Source organism: Nocardia sp. CA-128927 (genome assembly GCF_050955855.1).
GTDB lineage: Bacteria > Actinomycetota > Actinomycetes > Mycobacteriales > Mycobacteriaceae > Nocardia.
The window spans coordinates 10,428,772-10,446,328 of the sequence record NZ_CP192087.1 but is presented as its reverse complement, the minus strand read 5'-3'; the positions used below and the strand labels follow the sequence as shown (position 1 = coordinate 10,446,328).

At 67.2% G+C, this 17,557-nt stretch carries 19 protein-coding genes; 10 read left to right on the top strand and 9 right to left on the bottom strand.

Annotated features, from left to right (window positions below; all coding sequences use genetic code 11):
* Positions 1-22: 22 nt before the first annotated feature.
* Positions 23-1,378, bottom strand: coding sequence for a hypothetical protein (locus tag ACQPW1_RS48495; protein WP_433660664.1), 1,356 nt, complete (start codon positions 1,376-1,378; stop codon positions 23-25).
* 202 nt (positions 1,379-1,580) lie between these two features.
* On the opposite strand from ACQPW1_RS48495, the gene ACQPW1_RS48490 reads away from it, so the two are divergent.
* Complete coding sequence (locus ACQPW1_RS48490; RefSeq protein WP_433660663.1) at positions 1,581-2,294, top strand: cupin domain-containing protein; 714 nt, start codon at positions 1,581-1,583, stop codon at positions 2,292-2,294.
* 4 nt (positions 2,295-2,298) lie between these two features.
* Here ACQPW1_RS48490 and ACQPW1_RS48485 read toward each other — a convergent pair whose 3' ends face one another.
* Together ACQPW1_RS48485 and ACQPW1_RS48480 are read right to left on the bottom strand one after the other, a co-directional pair.
* Positions 2,299-3,345: a PrsW family intramembrane metalloprotease gene (locus ACQPW1_RS48485; protein ID WP_433660662.1), complete on the bottom strand. Its 1,047-nt coding sequence runs from the start codon at positions 3,343-3,345 to the stop codon at positions 2,299-2,301.
* Positions 3,342-3,884: a hypothetical protein gene (locus tag ACQPW1_RS48480; RefSeq protein ID WP_433660661.1), complete on the bottom strand. Its 543-nt coding sequence runs from the start codon at positions 3,882-3,884 to the stop codon at positions 3,342-3,344. The genes ACQPW1_RS48485 and ACQPW1_RS48480 overlap by 4 nt, the downstream gene beginning before the upstream one ends.
* 241 nt (positions 3,885-4,125) lie before the next feature.
* On the opposite strand from ACQPW1_RS48480, the gene ACQPW1_RS48475 reads away from it, so the two are divergent.
* From ACQPW1_RS48475 to ACQPW1_RS48450, 6 genes are all read left to right on the top strand, one after another.
* A complete protein-coding gene (locus ACQPW1_RS48475; RefSeq protein ID WP_433660660.1) occupies positions 4,126-4,464 on the top strand; it encodes a dihydrofolate reductase family protein in 339 nt (112 codons plus the stop codon).
* Positions 4,410-4,691, top strand: a complete 282-nt coding sequence (locus tag ACQPW1_RS48470) for a dihydrofolate reductase family protein (RefSeq protein WP_433665567.1) — start codon at positions 4,410-4,412, stop codon at positions 4,689-4,691. Before ACQPW1_RS48475 ends, ACQPW1_RS48470 begins: the two co-directional genes overlap by 55 nt.
* 86 nt (positions 4,692-4,777) lie before the next feature.
* Complete coding sequence (locus ACQPW1_RS48465) at positions 4,778-5,383, top strand: type II toxin-antitoxin system Phd/YefM family antitoxin (RefSeq protein WP_433660659.1); 606 nt, start codon at positions 4,778-4,780, stop codon at positions 5,381-5,383.
* A gap of 4 nt (positions 5,384-5,387) precedes the next feature.
* The gene (locus ACQPW1_RS48460) at positions 5,388-5,657 is read left to right on the top strand and encodes a Txe/YoeB family addiction module toxin (protein WP_433660658.1); all 270 of its coding nucleotides are present in this window, start codon (positions 5,388-5,390) and stop codon (positions 5,655-5,657) included.
* A gap of 178 nt (positions 5,658-5,835) precedes the next feature.
* Complete coding sequence (gene lon / locus ACQPW1_RS48455) at positions 5,836-8,196, top strand: endopeptidase La (RefSeq protein ID WP_433665566.1); 2,361 nt, start codon at positions 5,836-5,838, stop codon at positions 8,194-8,196.
* Positions 8,197-8,292: 96 nt separating this feature from the next.
* Positions 8,293-9,915 (top strand): FAD-dependent monooxygenase, encoded by a 1,623-nt coding sequence (locus ACQPW1_RS48450; RefSeq protein ID WP_433660657.1) that lies wholly within the window; start codon positions 8,293-8,295, stop codon positions 9,913-9,915.
* Positions 9,916-9,977: 62 nt separating this feature from the next.
* Here ACQPW1_RS48450 and ACQPW1_RS48445 read toward each other — a convergent pair whose 3' ends face one another.
* From ACQPW1_RS48445 to ACQPW1_RS48435, 3 genes are all read right to left on the bottom strand, one after another.
* Positions 9,978-10,412, bottom strand: a complete 435-nt coding sequence (locus tag ACQPW1_RS48445; RefSeq protein WP_433660656.1) for a PaaI family thioesterase — start codon at positions 10,410-10,412, stop codon at positions 9,978-9,980.
* Between the two features lie 47 nt (positions 10,413-10,459).
* The gene (locus ACQPW1_RS48440) at positions 10,460-11,020 is read right to left on the bottom strand and encodes a TetR/AcrR family transcriptional regulator (protein ID WP_433660655.1); all 561 of its coding nucleotides are present in this window, start codon (positions 11,018-11,020) and stop codon (positions 10,460-10,462) included.
* A gap of 65 nt (positions 11,021-11,085) precedes the next feature.
* Positions 11,086-11,691: a DUF1707 SHOCT-like domain-containing protein gene (locus tag ACQPW1_RS48435; RefSeq protein WP_433660654.1), complete on the bottom strand. Its 606-nt coding sequence runs from the start codon at positions 11,689-11,691 to the stop codon at positions 11,086-11,088.
* 130 nt (positions 11,692-11,821) lie between these two features.
* Here ACQPW1_RS48435 and ACQPW1_RS48430 point away from each other — a divergent pair, with 130 nt between their 5' ends.
* Positions 11,822-12,892 (top strand): DNA polymerase IV, encoded by a 1,071-nt coding sequence (locus ACQPW1_RS48430; protein WP_433660653.1) that lies wholly within the window; start codon positions 11,822-11,824, stop codon positions 12,890-12,892.
* Positions 12,893-12,960: 68 nt separating this feature from the next.
* A complete protein-coding gene (locus tag ACQPW1_RS48425) occupies positions 12,961-13,956 on the top strand; it encodes an oxidoreductase (RefSeq protein ID WP_433660652.1) in 996 nt (331 codons plus the stop codon).
* A 62-nt stretch (positions 13,957-14,018) separates the two neighbouring features.
* Here the strand turns inward: ACQPW1_RS48425 and ACQPW1_RS48420 are convergent, their stop codons facing one another.
* Both ACQPW1_RS48420 and ACQPW1_RS48415 read right to left on the bottom strand, forming a co-directional pair.
* A complete protein-coding gene (locus ACQPW1_RS48420) occupies positions 14,019-14,705 on the bottom strand; it encodes an MFS transporter (protein WP_433660651.1) in 687 nt (228 codons plus the stop codon).
* Between the two features lie 5 nt (positions 14,706-14,710).
* Complete coding sequence (locus ACQPW1_RS48415) at positions 14,711-15,529, bottom strand: MFS transporter (RefSeq protein ID WP_433660650.1); 819 nt, start codon at positions 15,527-15,529, stop codon at positions 14,711-14,713.
* Between the two features lie 126 nt (positions 15,530-15,655).
* Here ACQPW1_RS48415 and ACQPW1_RS48410 point away from each other — a divergent pair, with 126 nt between their 5' ends.
* On the top strand, positions 15,656-16,372 hold the full coding sequence (locus ACQPW1_RS48410; RefSeq protein WP_433660649.1) for a TetR/AcrR family transcriptional regulator: 717 nt from the start codon (positions 15,656-15,658) through the stop codon (positions 16,370-16,372).
* A 5-nt stretch (positions 16,373-16,377) separates the two neighbouring features.
* On the opposite strand, the gene ACQPW1_RS48405 is transcribed toward ACQPW1_RS48410, so the two are convergent.
* Positions 16,378-17,325, bottom strand: coding sequence for a DNA-3-methyladenine glycosylase family protein (locus ACQPW1_RS48405; protein WP_433660648.1), 948 nt, complete (start codon positions 17,323-17,325; stop codon positions 16,378-16,380).
* Positions 17,326-17,557 lie beyond the last annotated feature (232 nt).

The following is a 17,557-nucleotide window of genomic DNA, read 5'->3' as shown; positions in this document are numbered from 1 at the left end:
TCCGACCGCCCAGCAGGCTTGATTACCAGCCGAAGATGATCAGATGTGACGCGCCGACGGCCAGCCCGAGCACTGCGCCATGTAGATATAGCAGCCATGCGTCCTGCTCGACCGAGGCATAGAACATCTCCATGAACTCCCCCGGCGTCAGCTGTCGAAGCTTGCGCGCCGCGAACACATCGATGGACTTGGCCTGTTCCAGCGTGAATTCCTCGTCCTCGACCAGACTCGGCGCGAGCCCGACGGCGGCACCGGCCGCGCCCGCCTTGAGGTTGTCGAACTGGCGACGCCCGAGGGCCGCGCGCACGAACGAGGTGGTCGGGCCGAGCTGGCGGTGGATCTCGTCGGAGACGAGCCGTTCCAGCAGCTGACGGGTCTTGTCGCCGTTGGGCCCGTCCAGCAGTTCCTTCGACAGGTTCGGCAGGGTGAGCACCTGGTAGGCCAGGATGTGCGCGAGGTCGGTCGCCGCCTGCGGCTGCCGCTTGGCCAGCAGCGCCTGCTGCCACAGGTACTTGTACCAGGGCTGCGGGTCGCCGGGCTCGAACACCATCTTGACCGCGATGACATTGACGATCACGCCGATCGCCGCCGACGCGAGCAGCACGATCACCCAGCCCGGCACCCAGCCGAACACCGGAATGTGGTGGTGCACATGCATATACAGCGCGAGCAGCAGCCCGAACGGCGCGCCGAGCAGGCCGATCCGGACCATGAAGCGCAGCTCCGGCGCCGCGATGGTGGTGGTCAGATCCTTGAGGATGCCCGGGTTGTCCTGCAGGTACCGGATGACGAAGCTCTTGATGTCGATGAGCTGATCGACGTTGTCGCCCAGTGATTCGAACGCGCGCCGCGACAGCGCGGGCATTTCCCGGTCCACCCGCTGGTAGATGATCTGCTTGGCGGCGCGCGGCACGGTGCGCCACAGGTCGGGGTTCTCCCGGTTCATCAGCTCGTCGACCAGCGGCTGCACCTGTTTGCGGGCGAGTACCGCGACGTAGTCGGCGATGCCGTCCAGGTCGAGTTCGTGGATGAAGTCGCGCGGGCTGCCGATCCGCATCAACGCCTTGTCGACGCAGATGCTGGCCATCTTCTCGGCCCGCGCCGGAATGAATCCCTGGAAGCCGAGCTGGCGCCCGTCCCCGGAGAAGGTCGGCAGCACCTGCACCCGGCGCGGGAAGTACGGGTACAGCAGGTACAGCCCCGGGATCCGGAAACCGCGAAAACGCTCCGGCCAGAACAACATCAGCACGCCGGTCCAGTTGGTCAGCCAGCCCGCCAGCGCGCTGAAGATCGGGAACGTCACCAGATCGACCACGAACTTGGACTGGCCCGTGAGATCTTCCCAATCGATGAACACGCCGGCGGCGAGTGAACTCATCGATGGATCTCCCTAGGCCGAACCGACGGAACCGCCGGTATGAGGTATCAAGGCCCCAACATTGTCATTGCGCCGGAGCGAGTGTCAACGCGGGCGCACGGTAGCGCGCCGGGGCTACCATGAGCGCGCCCGAGCTGGACCTGGGCGTGAGCATGACATCCCCTTCGCGCGGTCGCGGACCGCCGACGTCGCAGGAGGTCGCGTGTCCGAAAAGCCAGTGCCCGAAGACCTAGCCGAGGACGAGGACGCGCGGCTGAGTCGTCGCCGGGTGATCGGGACCGGCGCCGCCCTCGGTGGCGCGGCCATCGGCGGGGCGCTCGCCGCGACCGTCGGCGGATCGGCCAGGGCTGAGCAAGGCAGCGCGACGCCCGCGGCGGATTCGAATACCAAGCTCGATACCGACGCGCATCTGTTCCGGCTCACCGCGGCCGAGCCGGATCGATACGACGGCGGCACGTTGCGCGGCGCGCACGAGGGCACCTTTCCGGTGCTGGCGGGTCAGCAGGCATCGGTCTACTTCGTCGAACTCGAGATCGGCGCCATCCGGGAGCCGCACTGGCATCCGACCGCGTGGGAGCTCAACTACATCATCTCCGGCAAGGCCGACTGGACGATTCTCGGCACCCACCCGGACGGTACCTATCGCAACGACGCCTTCGAGGCGAAGCAGGGCGATCTGGTGTTCGTGCCGCAGGGCTTCTTCCACTACTTCGGCAACGCGAGCACCGAACAGCCTCTGCAGGTTCTGGTGGTCTTCAACACCAGCGCGCAGGAACCCAACGACGACATCGGCATTGTGGCCACGGTGAATTCGCTGCCCAGGGAGATCCTGGCGGCCGCGTTCGGGGTGCCGGTGGCCGCGTTCGGCAGTATCCCCACCGAGGTCAAGCCAGTGGTGATCACCAGGCGCACGTAGTGCCTCAGGCCGGAACGCGAATGCCCGATCCGGCACCGGTCTCCTGGACCCAGTCCAGCAGAATGCGTTGCCGTCGCACCTGATGGCGGCGGTTGTGCTCGCCGCTCATTCGATCCGCCCGACGAGCCCGGCGTCGGCTGCGCTGCGAGATCAAGGTGCTCAGTTCACCGGCGGGCGCGATTCCCCGCGTCACCGCCCAACCGACTACCGCGCGGAACCATTGCCGTTCGGTGCGCACCACCCAGGTGTAGATGATGGCGAAGATCAGGATGTACAGGATGGTGCGCGCGAGGATCGACCCGATCGGGATGTTCGCCGGGCTCGGCGCGTCCCAGCCGAAATGCATTGCGGCGCCGAGCAAATAGAACATGACGAAGACCTGCGCACGTCGCATGCCTGGCCAGTCCGAGCGCGCGACCGCCAGCACGATGCCGATGCCCGCCAGGGCGGTGAGCATCCAGTGCGAGGTGATGCCGGTGAGCAGTCGCACGGTGCCGACGAGCACCGCGGTCGCCGGATCATCTTGTGCCGAAAGCAATCCGGCGTTGGCCGAGTAGGTGATGTTCTCGACGACTTGGAATCCGAGGCCGGTGCAGCCGCCGAGCAGCAGCCCGTGGATCGGCCGATTCAACATCGGTCGCGCGAGCCACGCTACGGCGAACACCCCGACGCCCTTGACCGCTTCCTCGACGATTGCCGCGGAAATCGGTGCCTGCCAGTCGATCGCGAACGCGTCACCGGCCAGGTTCTGGATTATCCGCATGTTGTTGTCGTTGGCGAACATGGCGATGCCCGGCCCGGCCAGCGCACCCCACAGGAAACCCATGATCAGCGGGGTTCGGATCCGCCGTCGCGCGCGGAGTCGATCCAAATGCAGGACCAGCCAACCGAAGACGAGGAGGGTCGCGAGAGTGAACGGCAGTCCGACCAGGATGTCCCGCCAGGTCAGCGCGGCGACCGGCGCCAGCTGGAGCACCAGCCCGACTAGTCCGAGGAACGAGATAACGCAATATGCCCAGAACAGCGCCGATTTCGGCTGGAACCACCTCATCGGCGCACCGTTAGGGATTCGAGGACCGGCGTGAGCTCGGGCAACGTGGCGTTGTCACCGATGAGCACCAGGGTGACCGCCAGTTTCTCGTTGCCGACGATCGCGCACACCCCCGCGCGGTCCGTGCCGCGACAGGTACGCCCGCTGAATCCGTTCGGTGTCTTCACCTCGCCGCCGTCGAAAGCCGCGTCGAAGCCCTGTGCGCCAAGCACTTTCAGTCGCCAGTCGGCGGCATCGGCGAAGTCCGTGACGCCGTCGATCACGCTGACCGCGAGTCGCGAACCATCCGGCGCGACCAGCACAGCGGTTGTCTGGTCCCCCGTCGCCCTGCGCTGCCAGCCGCCGACGCCGCCGAAGCTGACCGTGTCGGGCTCCTCCCCGGGCGCCGTCACCTCGAGCTCCGTGTCCGGTGCGACCGCCGTTTCCCTGGTCGGCACGAGCGCGGCGAGGGCCGACGGGACCGCGATCAGCGCCGCGATCACCGCGAGCACCACCCCGGCCGGTTTCCAGTTGTGGCCGGTGCGGATCGGCTCACTCATGCACATGCTCCCCTCGGGGGTCTGCTGCGCTCTACCGAGAAACTGCCGCCGACCAGCGGCGCAGCCGGCTCAACGATAAGCCAGGCCGCAGCATTTCCACGGGAACACGCCCGCCGCACGGCTCCCCTCGCGCCGCCCCGCAGCAGACCGTAAACAATCCGTAAACCGGTTCCAGCACAGTAAAGACACACCAGAACGGCAGGCCCGCAACCGGAACCCGCCCCCTCGAAAGGAACCTCTCATGCGCAAGCTCAAGCTCCAGGTCCAGACCACCGTCGACAGCTACATGGCAGGCCCGAACGGCGAGATGGACTGGATGACCTTCCCCTGGACCAACGACGTCGGCGCCTACATCGCCACCGTCATGTCCTCGGTCGACACCATCGTCCTCGGCCGCAACCTCGCCGAAGGCTTCATCCCCACCTGGGCCACCCGCACCGAAGCCGACGGCGAAGACCAGGAAACCATCGACTGGATGAATAACACCCCCAAGATCGTCATCTCCAACACCCTCACCGACTCCCCCTGGAAAACACCACCGTCGCAGGCGGCGACCTCGCCAAGCTCATCACCGACCTGAAGAACCAACCAGGCGGCGACCTCATCGTCTACGGCGGCGGCACCCTCGTAGCCAATCTGATCGCCGACCAACTCATCGACGAACTCCACCTCTTCGTCAACCCCACCGCCATCGGCTCAGGCCTCCCCGTCTTCGCCCCAGGCGCCTACCAACCCCTCACCACGGTCGCCATCACCCCCTTCGACTGCGGCATCACCGCCCTCCACTACGCCCCGAAGACCTCCTGACCTCGGCAGCCGTGGCTAAGTTGTACGACATGTTGTACAGAACTAGGTGTACGATATGTTGTACGACTTCTAAGGGGTGATTGCCGATGTCAGCGCTACCGATCTCGACCGTTCGTCAGGACCTGTTCGGACTGGTGAAGAAGGTCAACGACGACCACGACCAGGTCACGGTGGTTACCAAGACCGGTGAGAACGCCGTGCTGATGGCCGAGTCCGATTGGAGCTCGATCATGGAGACGTTGTATGTGCTCCAGACCCACGGAGGCGCGCAATTGCTGGCCTCCGCCGAGGATGCTCGGGAAGGGCGCACGGAAGCTCACGCCCTGATCGACCCGGACGACGAGACGTCGGCAGCGCCACCGACTCGCGCTTTCACGCTCCAGCGCGGCGACGTGGTCTGGGCGATCGAGCCCAAGGTCCACAATGAATCCGCAACCGATGACGAAGTCCCGGACAAGCTTCTCGTCGAGGGCGTGCGGCGATACGCGGTTGCGCCGGGTGCGGTGCTGTGGGCAATCGCGGAGAAGATCTATGGCGACGACGCCGGAGCAACCAACTCCGCGGATCGCTTCAAGCGCTTTGTGGATGAGTTGCAGTCTTATGTAGCCGAAAATGACTTCGTGTGGATCGATGAGCCGGACGACACAACCGGGGTTCGTCGTCGTGTGCCTCCGCGCCGACGGAAGGCATGATGGCGTGTCCGATCGGAAGTTGACGTTCACCGCCCAGGGGTGGCGTAGCTATTCATCCTGGCTGCCGCGGGATCGTGCGGTGCTGAAGGCGGCGAACAAGATGATCAACGCCGTGCTTGCTGATCCGTTCGCTGGGATCGGCAAGCCTGAGCCGCTGCGATATCAGCTGGCCGGGCACTGGTCGCGTCGGATCAGCCAGGAGCACCGGTTGATCTACTACGTCACCGATACCGAGGTCGTCATCGTGCAAGTGGGCAGCCACTACGACGACTGATTGTTTCGCGCGGACACGTCGCCTTCTTCGCCCACAGCGAACGTGGGAGATATCCGGAACAAAGGGGGATGGGTCGGGGTTGAGTTGGTATCGCTCAACTTTTGGAAGGGTCGAACACGTGACTACACCACAGAACCTGCCGGTGCTGTTCCTGACCGATCCGATCGTGCTGCCGGGCATGGTCGTGCCCATCGAACTGGACGAATCGGCGCAGGCTGCCATCGATGCCGCGCGCGCGGCCAAGACCGACGCGGTGCTGCTGGCGCCGCGGCTGACCGAGGGCTACGCCTCCTACGGCGTGGTCGCCACCATCGAGCAGGTCGGCCGGATGCGCGGCGGCGCACCGGCGGCCGTGCTGAAGGCCGAACGGCGCGCGAAGATCGGGCACGGGGTGACCGGGCCGGGTGCCGCGCTGTGGGTCGAGGCCGAGCCGGTCGAGATCCCGACGCCGGACGGCCGGACGAAAGAGCTTGCCGCCGAATACAAGAAGCTGGTTGTTTCGGTGCTGCAGCGCCGCGAGGCCTGGCAGATCATCGACGCGGTCAATCAGCTGACCGATCCGTCCGCGATCGCCGACACCGCGGGGTACGCGCCGTACCTGACCGACGACCAGAAGCGTGAACTGCTCGAAACCCCCGACGTCACGCAGCGGTTGAACACGCTGATCGAGTGGACCAAGGACCACATCGCCGAAGCCGAGGTCACCGAGAAGATCAGTGACGATGTCCGCGAGGGCTTGGAGAAGAGCCAGCGCGAGTTCCTGCTGCGTCAGCAGCTGAACGCGATCCGCAAGGAACTCGGCGAGGACGAGCCGGACGGCGCCGACGACTACCGCACCAGGGTCGAACAGGCCGACCTGCCCGACAACGTGCGCGCCGAGGCGCTGCGCGAGGTCGGCAGGCTGGAGCGGGCCAGCGATCAGAGCCCGGAAACCGGTTGGATCCGAACCTGGCTGGACACCGTGCTCGAGCTGCCGTGGACCGTGAAAACCACCGACAGCACCGACGTCTCGGCCGCTCGCGCGGTGCTGGACGCCGATCACCACGGCCTGGACGAGGTCAAGGACCGGATGGTCGAGTACCTGGCCGTGCGGTCCCGGCGGGCCTCGCGTGGGCTCGAGGTCGTCGGCGGCCGTGGGTCCGGCGCGGTGCTCGCGCTGGTCGGTCCGCCCGGTGTCGGCAAGACCTCGCTGGGTGAATCCGTGGCTCGGGCCATGGGCCGCAAGTTCGTGCGCGTCGCTCTCGGCGGCGTGCGTGACGAGGCCGAGATCCGTGGTCACCGGCGCACCTACGTCGGCGCGCTGCCCGGCCGGATCGTGCGTGCCATCAAGGAGGCGGGATCGATGAATCCCGTTGTCCTGCTGGACGAGATCGACAAGGTCGGCTCGGACTTCCGTGGCGACCCGGCGGCCGCGCTGCTCGAGGTGCTGGATCCGGCGCAGAACCACACGTTCCGCGATCACTACCTGGATCTGGATCTCGACCTGTCCGACGTGCTGTTCATCGCCACCGCCAATGTCATGGACACCATCCCCGGCCCGCTGCTGGACCGGATGGAGCTGATCACCGTCGACGGCTACACCGAGGACGACAAGGTCGGCATCGCCCGCGACTTCCTGGTGCCGCGGCAGCTGGAACGCAACGCGCTGACCACCGACGAGGTGACCATCACCGACGCGGCACTGCGCGAGATCGCCGCCAACTACACCCGGGAAGCCGGGGTGCGGCAGATGGAGCGCTTGATCGCGAAGGCGTTGCGCAAGGCCGCGACTCGACTGTCCGAGGACGGACTCGGTTCGGCGACAGCTGATCTCGGCTACGAAGCCGAGCTGGGTTACGACGCACTGGTGAAATCCGAAGGCGGCGAGCAGAAGTCGCTGATCATCGACCTGGGTGAGCTGAAGGACTACCTGGGCCGCCCCCGCTTCACCCCCGACTCGGTGGAACGCACCGCGGTCCCGGGTGTGGCGACCGGACTGGCGGTCACCGGCCTCGGCGGCGACGTCCTCTACATCGAGGCCAACGTCGCGGAGGGCGAGCGCTCGCTGACCCTGACCGGTCAGCTCGGCGACGTGATGAAGGAGTCCGCGCAGATCGCACTGACCTACGTGCGCTCGCACCTGGAGGAGATCGGCATCGAACCGTCGGTGCTGGATCGCAATATCCACGTGCACTTCCCGGCTGGCGCGGTCCCCAAGGACGGACCGTCGGCGGGCGTCACCATGGTCACCGCGCTGGTGTCGCTGGCACTGGGCAGGCAGGTGCGCGCCGATGTCGGCATGACCGGCGAGGTCACGCTGAACGGGCGGGTGCTGCCGATCGGCGGCGTCAAGCAGAAGCTGCTCGCCGCCCAGCGGGCCGGCCTGAAGACGGTGTTCATCCCGGCCCGTAACGAGCCGGACCTGGACGACGTCCCGGCCGAAGTGCTTGCCGCACTGGATGTCCGCCCCGTCGCCGACGTGGCCGACATCCTGGCCTACGCCATCGAGCCGGTCGCCGAACCGGCGTTGGACGGACGGGCTTTCGCGGCCTCCGCCTGACGTGCGGAGAAAGGGCCGGGCACCGCGGGTGCCCGGCCTTTTCTCATGTCATCGGCACGCAAGGGCGGTGCAAGCGGGTGCGGACAGCATCGGTGCATGACTTCGACACAGCAGCAAGTACCGGTCCTCATCGTCGGCGGCGGCCTGGTCGGACTGTCCGCCGCGCTCTTCCTCGAGTATCACGGAGTGCCCTTCGTGCTGGTCGAGAAGCGGACCGCCGTGTCGGCGCTGCCCCGCTCCCGCGGCGTACACACCCGGACCATCGAGCTGTTCCGGCAGCTCGGCATCGAGAATCGGGTCCAGCAGGCCGCCGCGGTCGCGTTGAAAGGCGGCCGGTTCGGCGGTGCGAGCCGAGGCACCACGCTGGTCGCCGCCGAGCAACTCGAGCTCGCCAACTTCATGAAAAGCCTGGAGCACCCAGAGCCGAGTCCGTCCACCTTCTGTTTCCTGCCGCAGGTGCAGCTCGAGCCGCTGCTGACCGAGCTGGCCCGCGACCGCGGCGGTGACCTGCGCTTCGGTGTCGAGTTGAGCGAATTCGCGGCCGACGACACGGGCGTCACCGCCACCCTGCGCGATCAGGCGGGCACCGTCTCGACCATTCGGGCCGACTACCTCATCGCCGCCGACGGCGCGGGCAGCCCGATCCGGCGCGCGCTCGGCATCACCGGCTGGGAGCTGCCGCCGACGCACCATTACCTCAATGTCTTCGTGCGGACCGACCTCACCGAGGTGCTGAACGGCCGCACCTTCAGCCAGTGCGAGATCGTCAACGACAAGGTGCGCGCCTTGGTGCTGGCGAAGAACAACACCGACGAGTGGTCGTTCCACCTCGAATACGATGCCGCGCGTACCGATCTCGCCGACTATCCGGTGGAACGCTGCGTCGAACTGGTCCGTGCCGCGATCGGCATACCTGACATCGCGGTCGAGGTGCTGGCGAAAAGCGCTTGGGACACGGGTGCTTTCGTCGCGGACGAGTACCGCCGCGGTCGGGTCTTCCTGGTCGGCGACGCCGCGCACCGGCACGCGCCGTGGGGCGGCTACGGCGCCAACACCGGAATCGCCGACGCGCACAATCTGATCTGGAAACTGGCGTCGGTGCTGTCCGGCACGGCCGGGCCCGCGCTGCTCGACAGCTACCAGCCCGAGCGGCGGCCGCGCGCGATCGCCGCCGCCGAGCAGGCCCGGCTGGGCACCGAGTTCGACACCCGCTACGGCATCGAAACCCCCGACAACGCAGCCGATCTCGCGCGCCAGCTGAGCACCAACACGGTGATGACCAAGTACCGGTATGCCTCGTCCGCTGTCCTCGGCGGCAACGCGGACACACCGCACGTCGACCAGCTGACCGGCCAGGTCGGTACCCGGGTGCCGCACCTGTGGATCGACGGTTCGCAGCGGATCTCGACCATGGATCTGAGCGGTCCCGGCTTCGCGCTGCTGGTCACCGGCACCTCGGCCGCGTGGCGCGATGCGGTCGGGGATGCGCAGTGGGAGACCGGGATCGACATCACCGTGCACGCGCTACCGGTCGCCGCATGGGCAGCGCGCACCGGCTTACCCGAGGGCGGTGCGCTGCTGGTTCGCCCGGACGGGTTCGTTGCCGGTCGCTCCGACGAAGACCTCTATCCGAGCACGCTCACCGCGGCGCTGCGGCGCATCACCGGCGGGTCGTCGAGCAGCGCAAGGTCACTCGATGACGCGACGGCTGGTGCCTGACCGGCGTACCCGAGCCGGGCAACCCCGCGATGCCCGGCCCGGGACAGTGACGCGGACGGCTGTCACGCGTGACTGGCCAGTTCTCGGTCGACGCTGCGTGCGGTGCCCTGCGCCACCGCGCACAGCACCGGTTCCTGGTCGGCTTCCTCGGCGTAGATCTCGCAATGGACTACCGCTTGGCGGCGGGTAGCTCCGGTGACGGTGGCGACGGCCCGCAGCCGAATTCCCTTGGCGGGGCGCAGATACGTGATGGTGAACCCGCCGGTCAGCACGTTCGCGCCGAGCGCGGTCCCGGCGGCGAAGGTGAGCGCGTTGTCGGCCGCGTAGGACAGCACGCCGCCGTGCACGAAGCCGAACTGCTGGCCGAGCTCGGGGCGGATAGGAATCACCAAAGTGACGGTGCCATCACCGAATTCGGCGATCTCGGTGCCGACCAGCTCGGCGAAAGGCTGTGCGCCGAGGACCTTCTTGGCCAGGTCGATATCGGTGACGGTCATCAGTTATTCCTCGTTCACGCGTGATAGTTGTTGGTGCGAAGCGTGTTTCACGGCCGGTCCGTACCGAGCGTCAGCCAGGCCGCGTCGGCGAGTTCGTCCGCGACATCGGTCGGCGCGGCGAGCATGTTGCCGCCCAGCCAATGTCGGGAGTACTCCTGCGCCGGGCCGAGCCACAGCGCGTACACGAGATCGAGCGACAGGTCGCGTACCGCGCCGTACCCGGCGTGCGTGCGCCACCAGCGCGCGACGTTGCGCATGAACTCGCGATTGCTGTCGCTCTCACGTACCCCGGGCGGCCGCGCGGAGGTGAGAACCTTTGCCCGGTACTGATTCTCGGCGACCCAGCGCAGGTGTTCTCGTACACCGGCGGTGATCCCTTCCCTGGCATCGGCACTGTCGCCGACCGCCGACCAGAAGTGCTGCTGATAGTCGACCAGCGCGTTCGCCCACACCTGCCGATACAGATCCGCCTTGTCCGGAAAGTGGTGATAGAGAGCGCCGACGCTGGCGCCCGCGGCGTCCCGGATCTGGGCCAGCGTCGCCTCCAGCGCGCCCTGTTCCGCGAACTGCCGCTCGGCCGCCAGCAGCAACCGATCTCGAATCTTCACAACCAGAATTTAGTTCTGTTTTCCGGCCAGCGCAATGGTCTGACCGTGGTCGGGCATCGGCCGAACTAGGCCGGACGTGGTCTGCGCAGGATCCAGGCCAGGAAAGTCCGGCGGGGTCGGCGCGGGTATCGCGCGGTCAGCGAGCCGGAACCTACCCGGCCATCGACGCGCAGCAAGGGCGCGCCGACCAGCACCGGTCCGATGACTTTGCTGTACACGTCGCCGCTCTTGGCCCGCACCCGATCGACATCGACCATCCACCCGCGCGGCACGATGAGTTCGATGTCGCCGGAGCCGACCGATGCGTGCAGCGCTACCTCGCGATGCGGGCAGAAGGCCTTGGTGAAGTCGATGGTGATACTGCCGGAACTACATTCGGCGGTGATCTCGGCAGGCACGGTCCACTGCCCGGCCTTCTTCCGCGACCCGCTCCCGACGCTCAACTCGATCGGCTCGCGGGCCGCGGCGGCCATCGGCAGATCCGCGGTGACGGCCACCAGCTCGTCGGTTGTCCGGGCCGAGTAGACCGTGATGAGTCGCCGATCCAACTCGAGCAGATCGAGCCGCCCCTCCTCGACCGCGATGTGCAACTGCCGAGCGGCGATTTCCCGGTCGGCGTGGCCGACCAGGACCGCGGGCAGCGCGGTGGGCTCATCCTTGGCGTCGGACATCGGAGTGCTCCCCCTTATGGTTTGTCTTCAACGAAATCGTACGGCGCGTTGCCCGTCGAGGCGCCGCCGTCGGCGGCCGATCGGACCGGTATTCCGGCCGCTTGTCACACCGGTGGGGTAAGACGGTGCTATGGCCAGATGGCTGTTGCATGTCGATCTCGATCAGTTCCAGGCGGCGGTGGAGTTCCGCCGCCACCCGGAGCTGCGCGGCCTGCCGGTCATCGTCGGCGGCAACGGCGACCCCGCCGAGCCGCGCAAGGTGGTTACCTGCGCGTCCTATCCGGCGCGCGCGTTCGGCGTCCGGGCCGGGATGGCGCTGCGCAGCGCCCAGCGCAAGTGTCCCGAGGGCGTGTTCCTGCCGTTGGACATGGCCAGCTACGAGGAGGCCTCGGACGAGGTCATGTCGCTGCTGCGCACCTTCCCCGGCCGGGTCGAGGTGTGGGGCTGGGACGAGGCGTTCCTCGCCACCGACACCGACGACCCGGAGGCGCTGGCCCGCGAAATCCGCTCCGCCATCGAGCAATTGGAGCTCTCCTGCTCGATCGGCATCGGCGACAACAAGCTCACCGCCAAACTCGCCACCGGTTTCGCCAAATCAACGGGCAAGTCGGACGTCGGCCCGGCCACCGATGAGGGCGCGGCCGCCGGAGTCTTCCGCCTCATCGCCGACAACTGGACCGAGGTGATGGCGCACCGCCCGACAAACGCGTTGTGGGGCATCGGAACTCGAATCGCCACCCGCCTCGCCGATCTCGGCATCAACACCGTCGCCGACCTGATGACCGCCGACCGGCACCGCCTAGCCGCCGAATTCGGCCCGAACACCGGCCCCTACCTCTGGGTCCTCGGCCACGGTAAGGGCGACACCGACGTCACCACCGAACCCCGAATCCCGTTGGGCCGCAGCAAATCCGAAACCTTCCCGCACGACCTCACCGACCCCGCCGAAATCCGCACCCAGGTGGCCCGCCTGGCCACCGAGGTAGCCGAGGAAATGGCCGAAGCGGGCCGCATCGGCACCCGAGTCTCGGTAACCGTCCGCACCAACACCTTCTACACCCGCAGCAAACAAGAAAAACTGCCAACCCCCACCATCGACCCCGCCCAGATCATCGAAACCGCCCTCCGCATAATCGACCGCTTCCCCCTGGACCGCCCCATCCGCCTCCTCGGCGTCCGCCTCGAACTGGTCCCGGAGTAGACCGACCGCCTCGCGGCGCCGACGACGGAGCTGCGCGGGTGGGGGCGGACGATCGTATGCTCGTCGGCATGGAGTTCTGGGCGATGGTGGCGCATGAATCGGATAGCGGGATCGTGCTGACCAAGCAGCAGGTCGGCGAGGATTTCCTCGGGCCTGGTGAGGTGACGATCAAGGTGCACTTCTCCAGCGCGAACTACAAGGACGGGCTGGCGATCACGCCGGGTGGCGGGGTGGTGCGGAAGTATCCGATCATTCCCGGCATCGACATCACCGGCGAGGTGGTCTCGTCCGAGGACGACGACTTCGCCCCCGGCGACCTGGTGGTGGCGCACGGCTACGACATCGGGGTCTCGCAGAACGGCGGGTTCGCCGAGTACGCCAGGGTGTCGGCCGACTGGGTGGTGAAGCTCGACGGCCTGAGCCCGCGCGACGCCGCCGCACTCGGCACCGCGGGCTTCACCGCGGGACTCAGCGTGCAGTCGCTGCTCGACCGCGGCCTCACCCCGGACGCGGGCGCGGTGCTGGTCACCGGCGCGACCGGCGGTGTCGGCAGCGTGAGCATCGACATCCTGTCCGGCCTCGGCTACGAGATCATCGCCTCCACCGGCAAGACCGATGCGGGCGATCTGCTCAGCGAGCTCGGCGCCAACGAGATCATCGGCCGACTGCCCGAGGACCCCGACGCCAAGCCGCGCCCGCTGAACAAGGCCCGCTGGGCCGCCGCGGTCGACAGCGTCGGCGGCAAGTCCCTCGCCTACATCCTCAGCGCCATCGGCTACGGCGGCGCGGTCGCGGTCAGCGGCCTGACCGGCGGGGCGGGCGTGCCGACCACCGTGCTGCCGTTCATCCTGCGCGGTGTCTCGCTGTTCGGCATCGATTCCGTCTTCTGCCCGATCGAGAAGCGCCGCGAACTGTGGACCCGCCTGGCCAACGAGCTGCGCCCGCAACATCTTTCGTCGCTCACCCAGTTCGCCTCGATCACCGACGCGGCCGAGGTGCTGCATGCCATCCAGAACGGCACGCACACCGGGCGCACCGTCTTCAACGTCCTCGGCGAATTCTGAACCGACACAACGCGAAAGACCGGCTCGAGCGCTGAGCCGGTCTTTCGCTGTATTCGGTTGTCCTACTCGGCAAGTGCCGCCTCGTCGAGGACGTCCACCGGTGCGGTCTTGTTGTTGCGCATGACGAACAGGGCAACGATCGCACCGGCCAGGATGCCGACACCGCCCGCGATGAAGCTGGCCGACATGGCGGTGGTGAAGGCTTCCCGCGCGGTGCCGAGGAGTTCGGTATCTCCGGAGCTGGCGACCAATGCCAGTGCGTCGCTGATCGAATGCCGGGCGGCGGCGGGGATCGAGTCCGGCATGCTGCTGGTGAAGGTGCTGGACAGGATGCTGCCGAGCACCGCGATGCCGAGGGCGGCACCCGCCTGCTGAATGGTGTCGTTCAGCGCGGACCCGACACCCGCCTGCTCCTGTGGCACGGCACCCATCAGCGCGGCGATGGCCGCAGGCTGCGCCAGACCCGCACCGGCGCCGAGGATCACCAGCGCGACGGACAGCATGCCGAAACCGCTGTCCGCGGACAGACTGGCCAGCAGGCCGAGCCCTACGGTCGAGACGAGCATGCCGGTGACGGCGAGCGTGCGGTTACCGACCTTGCTGCCGAAACCGGCGCCCAGCCCGTTGAACACGATGGAGGCGACCATCATCGGAATGAACGCCAGCCCGGCCTTGGTCGGCGAGTAGCCGAGCACGAACTGCAGATACTGGGTAAGCGCCAGCAGCAGACCACCATTGGCGACCTGCACCAGCGTCAGCGACAGGCTGCCACCGGCGAAGTCACGTTGCGGAACAGGTCCAGCGGAACCATCGGATGCTCGACGTGCTTCTCCCACACGATGAAGGTGACCAGGCTGACGACGGCGATGGTCAGCGTGCTCAGTGTGGACGCGTGATCGAAACCGCCCTTGGGGAATTCGATGATGGTCCACACCAGCGCGGTCATCCCGACCATGGACAGCACCGCACCGGGCACGTCCGGCTTGGTCCACGGCCCCTTGGATTCCGGCATCAGCACCAGCGCCGCGATGATGGCGACGGCCGCGACCGGGACATTGATCAAAAACGCCGCGCCCCACCAGAAGTGCGCGATCAACACACCACCGAGCACCGGCCCGCCGACCAGACCGAGCACCGAAGCGGCGCTCCAGAAACTCATCGCCTTGCGCCGCTCCTGGTCGTCGAACACGGTGATCAGGATCGACAGCGTGCTCGGCAGCACCAGCGCGCCACCTATGCCCATCACGGTGCGGGCCACGATCATCTCGACCGGGCTCGACGCGAGCGTCGCCCCGAGTGACGCAAGGCCGAACAGGACGAGGCCGATGAGCATCACTCGGCGCCTGCCGAACCGGTCGGCCAGGCTGCCCGAGGTGAGCAGCAGACCCGCGAAAACGAGGATGTAGGAGTCCAGGATCCACTGGATGTCCTGGGCGCTCGCATGCAGATCCTCGGCCAGTACCGGCACCGCTACGGCCAGCACGAAGTTGTCGATGACCAGGACCAGCGTGCTGAGGCACAGCACGATCAGAATCCACCAGCGCTTCGGATTACGGGTCTCGATCGCGTCCATCGGTAACTCTCTTCTCACGGTGTTGCGTACGTCGTTCTCTTGTTGCGAACACTGTACGCACAGGTTTCATACGTTCGCAAGTGCGAACGTTGTGCGCTACGCTGGTGGCAATCGAAGGGAGTCGACGTGGCCGTCGAAAAGCAGCAGGTCGGATCGGTGTGGACGCGTCCGCGCAAGGGCCGGGAGCAGCCGACGCTGACCAGGGAACACATCGTGGCCGAGGCCGTTGCCCTGTTGGACGCCGAGGGGATGGAGGCGCTCACGATGCGCCAACTCGGTGCCCGGTTGAACGCGGGCGCGACCTCGCTCTACCGGCACGTCGCCAACCGCGACGAGCTGATCGAGTTGGTCGTCGACGAGGTCTACGGCGAGGTCAGGGTCCCGGTGATCGCGGACCCGGCGGCCTGGCGCGTGGCCGCCGAGGATTGCGCCGAGAGCCTGCGCGCGATGATCCTGCGGCATCCGTGGATGGCCTCGACCCTCGGCCAGGTCGGCCTGTCCTACCTGGGCCCGAATGTCATGCGATTCACCGAGGGGTTGGTCGGTCTGTTCGAGGCGGGCGGATTTCCGGCGGACGAGACGAGCGACGCCATCAGCCTCGTCACCAGCTACGTGGTGGGGATGGGCATCAGTGAGGCCGCCTGGCTAGCCCTGCTGGCCCGCTCCGGGCAAACGGAGCACGAGCTGGTGGCGCAGCTGCGTCCGGTCGCCGAGGAAGCCGCCAAGGATTATCCGAAGTCGCAGCACGGGGACTGGGACGCTGATCCTGCCGAGCGACGCGACCGGAAGTTCCGCTACGGCTTGCACCGCGTCCTGGACGGGCTCGAACCGCGTCGGGGCTGACCGGCTCAGTGCCAGGTGTGATCGGTGAGCGGCGTGCGCGGGCCGAACTTCGGCTTGTGCGCCTGCCCACTGATCTCCAGCAGCCGAACCGCCCGATAGCGGTGCGGCCGAAGCGGTTCCAGGTATTCGACCATCGTGTCGTCATCGATCGGATGGCCGAGCAAAGTCCAGCCGACGATGGCCGCGAGATGGAAATCGCCGACGGACAACGCGTCCGCGTCACCGAACGCGCGCTGCGCGGTCTCGGCCGCGGTCCACACGCCGATCCCCGGGATCGTCCGCAGCCTGCGGGCGGCCTCGGCCGGATCGACACCGGCCGCGCGTTCCAATGAGCTCGCCACCCGCGCGGCGCGCACGATCGTCTGCGCCCGCTGCGGGCCGACATTGGCCCGATGAAAAGCCCAGGACGGCACCCGCCGCCAGGTATCGGCCTCGGGCGGCAACCGCAGGCCCTCCGGCGCGGGGCCCGGTGCGGGGTCGCCGAACTGCCGCACCAGCTTTCGCCACGAACCACGGGCCGAGATGGTGTGCACCTTCTGCTCGAGCACTGCGGGCACCAGCGCCTCGAGCACCAGGCCGGTGCGCAACATCCGCAATCCGGGGAAGCGGCGGTGCGCCTCGACGAGTTTCGGGTGGTCCGGCACGAAGCCGTCCATGTCCTCGTCCAGGCACAGCATGTGGTCGAGTCCGTCGAGGAATTCCTCGGCGCCGGGACCCCAGGCGTGCCCCTGCACCGAGCACGGTCCGGACTGCGTCAGCCGGTAGGTGACCGGGCCGGACGACATGTGTGACGCGTGCCAATGCGCACCGTCCCTGGTCGTCTGGTGGCACGGATCTCCGGCGCCGCGGCGCAGCGGGGCGATCGTGCACGCCAGGTCGATCGGACGGTCGGACGTCACGGTCCTGGCCAGACCGGTTGGGTCTCCTACCGGCTCGACCATCGCGTTACGCATCGGACCATTCTGCCCGATGGCGCGGCGCGGAATGCGCGCCAGTCCATAGTCGATCGAGAAACTAGTCGCGCACAACACAATTCGACGCTATTCGATACCGAATATGCATCAGCGCAGGTACACGGTATTTGTAACGCTAAGAATGGATGTGGCGATATTCGTTCCGATCGGCAAACAGCTGGCAGTCGCCACATGGAGGTATCGAATGATCACCAACTTGCTCAACTGGTTG

Coding starts and splice junctions, on each gene's coding strand:
- ACQPW1_RS48415 (WP_433660650.1), bottom strand. CDS start 15,529: ATGGACGCGATCGAGACCCGTAATCCGAAGCGCTGGTGGATTCTGATC.
- ACQPW1_RS48435 (WP_433660654.1), bottom strand. CDS start 11,691: ATGTCCGACGCCAAGGATGAGCCCACCGCGCTGCCCGCGGTCCTGGTC.
- ACQPW1_RS48475 (WP_433660660.1), top strand. CDS start 4,126: ATGCGCAAGCTCAAGCTCCAGGTCCAGACCACCGTCGACAGCTACATG.
- ACQPW1_RS48425 (WP_433660652.1), top strand. CDS start 12,961: ATGGAGTTCTGGGCGATGGTGGCGCATGAATCGGATAGCGGGATCGTG.
- ACQPW1_RS48480 (WP_433660661.1), bottom strand. CDS start 3,884: ATGAGTGAGCCGATCCGCACCGGCCACAACTGGAAACCGGCCGGGGTG.
- ACQPW1_RS48405 (WP_433660648.1), bottom strand. CDS start 17,325: ATGCGTAACGCGATGGTCGAGCCGGTAGGAGACCCAACCGGTCTGGCC.
- ACQPW1_RS48485 (WP_433660662.1), bottom strand. CDS start 3,345: ATGAGGTGGTTCCAGCCGAAATCGGCGCTGTTCTGGGCATATTGCGTT.
- lon (WP_433665566.1), top strand. CDS start 5,836: ATGGTCGTGCCCATCGAACTGGACGAATCGGCGCAGGCTGCCATCGAT.
- ACQPW1_RS48445 (WP_433660656.1), bottom strand. CDS start 10,412: ATGACCGTCACCGATATCGACCTGGCCAAGAAGGTCCTCGGCGCACAG.
- ACQPW1_RS48430 (WP_433660653.1), top strand. CDS start 11,822: ATGGCCAGATGGCTGTTGCATGTCGATCTCGATCAGTTCCAGGCGGCG.
- ACQPW1_RS48465 (WP_433660659.1), top strand. CDS start 4,778: ATGTCAGCGCTACCGATCTCGACCGTTCGTCAGGACCTGTTCGGACTG.
- ACQPW1_RS48450 (WP_433660657.1), top strand. CDS start 8,293: ATGACTTCGACACAGCAGCAAGTACCGGTCCTCATCGTCGGCGGCGGC.
- ACQPW1_RS48495 (WP_433660664.1), bottom strand. CDS start 1,378: ATGAGTTCACTCGCCGCCGGCGTGTTCATCGATTGGGAAGATCTCACG.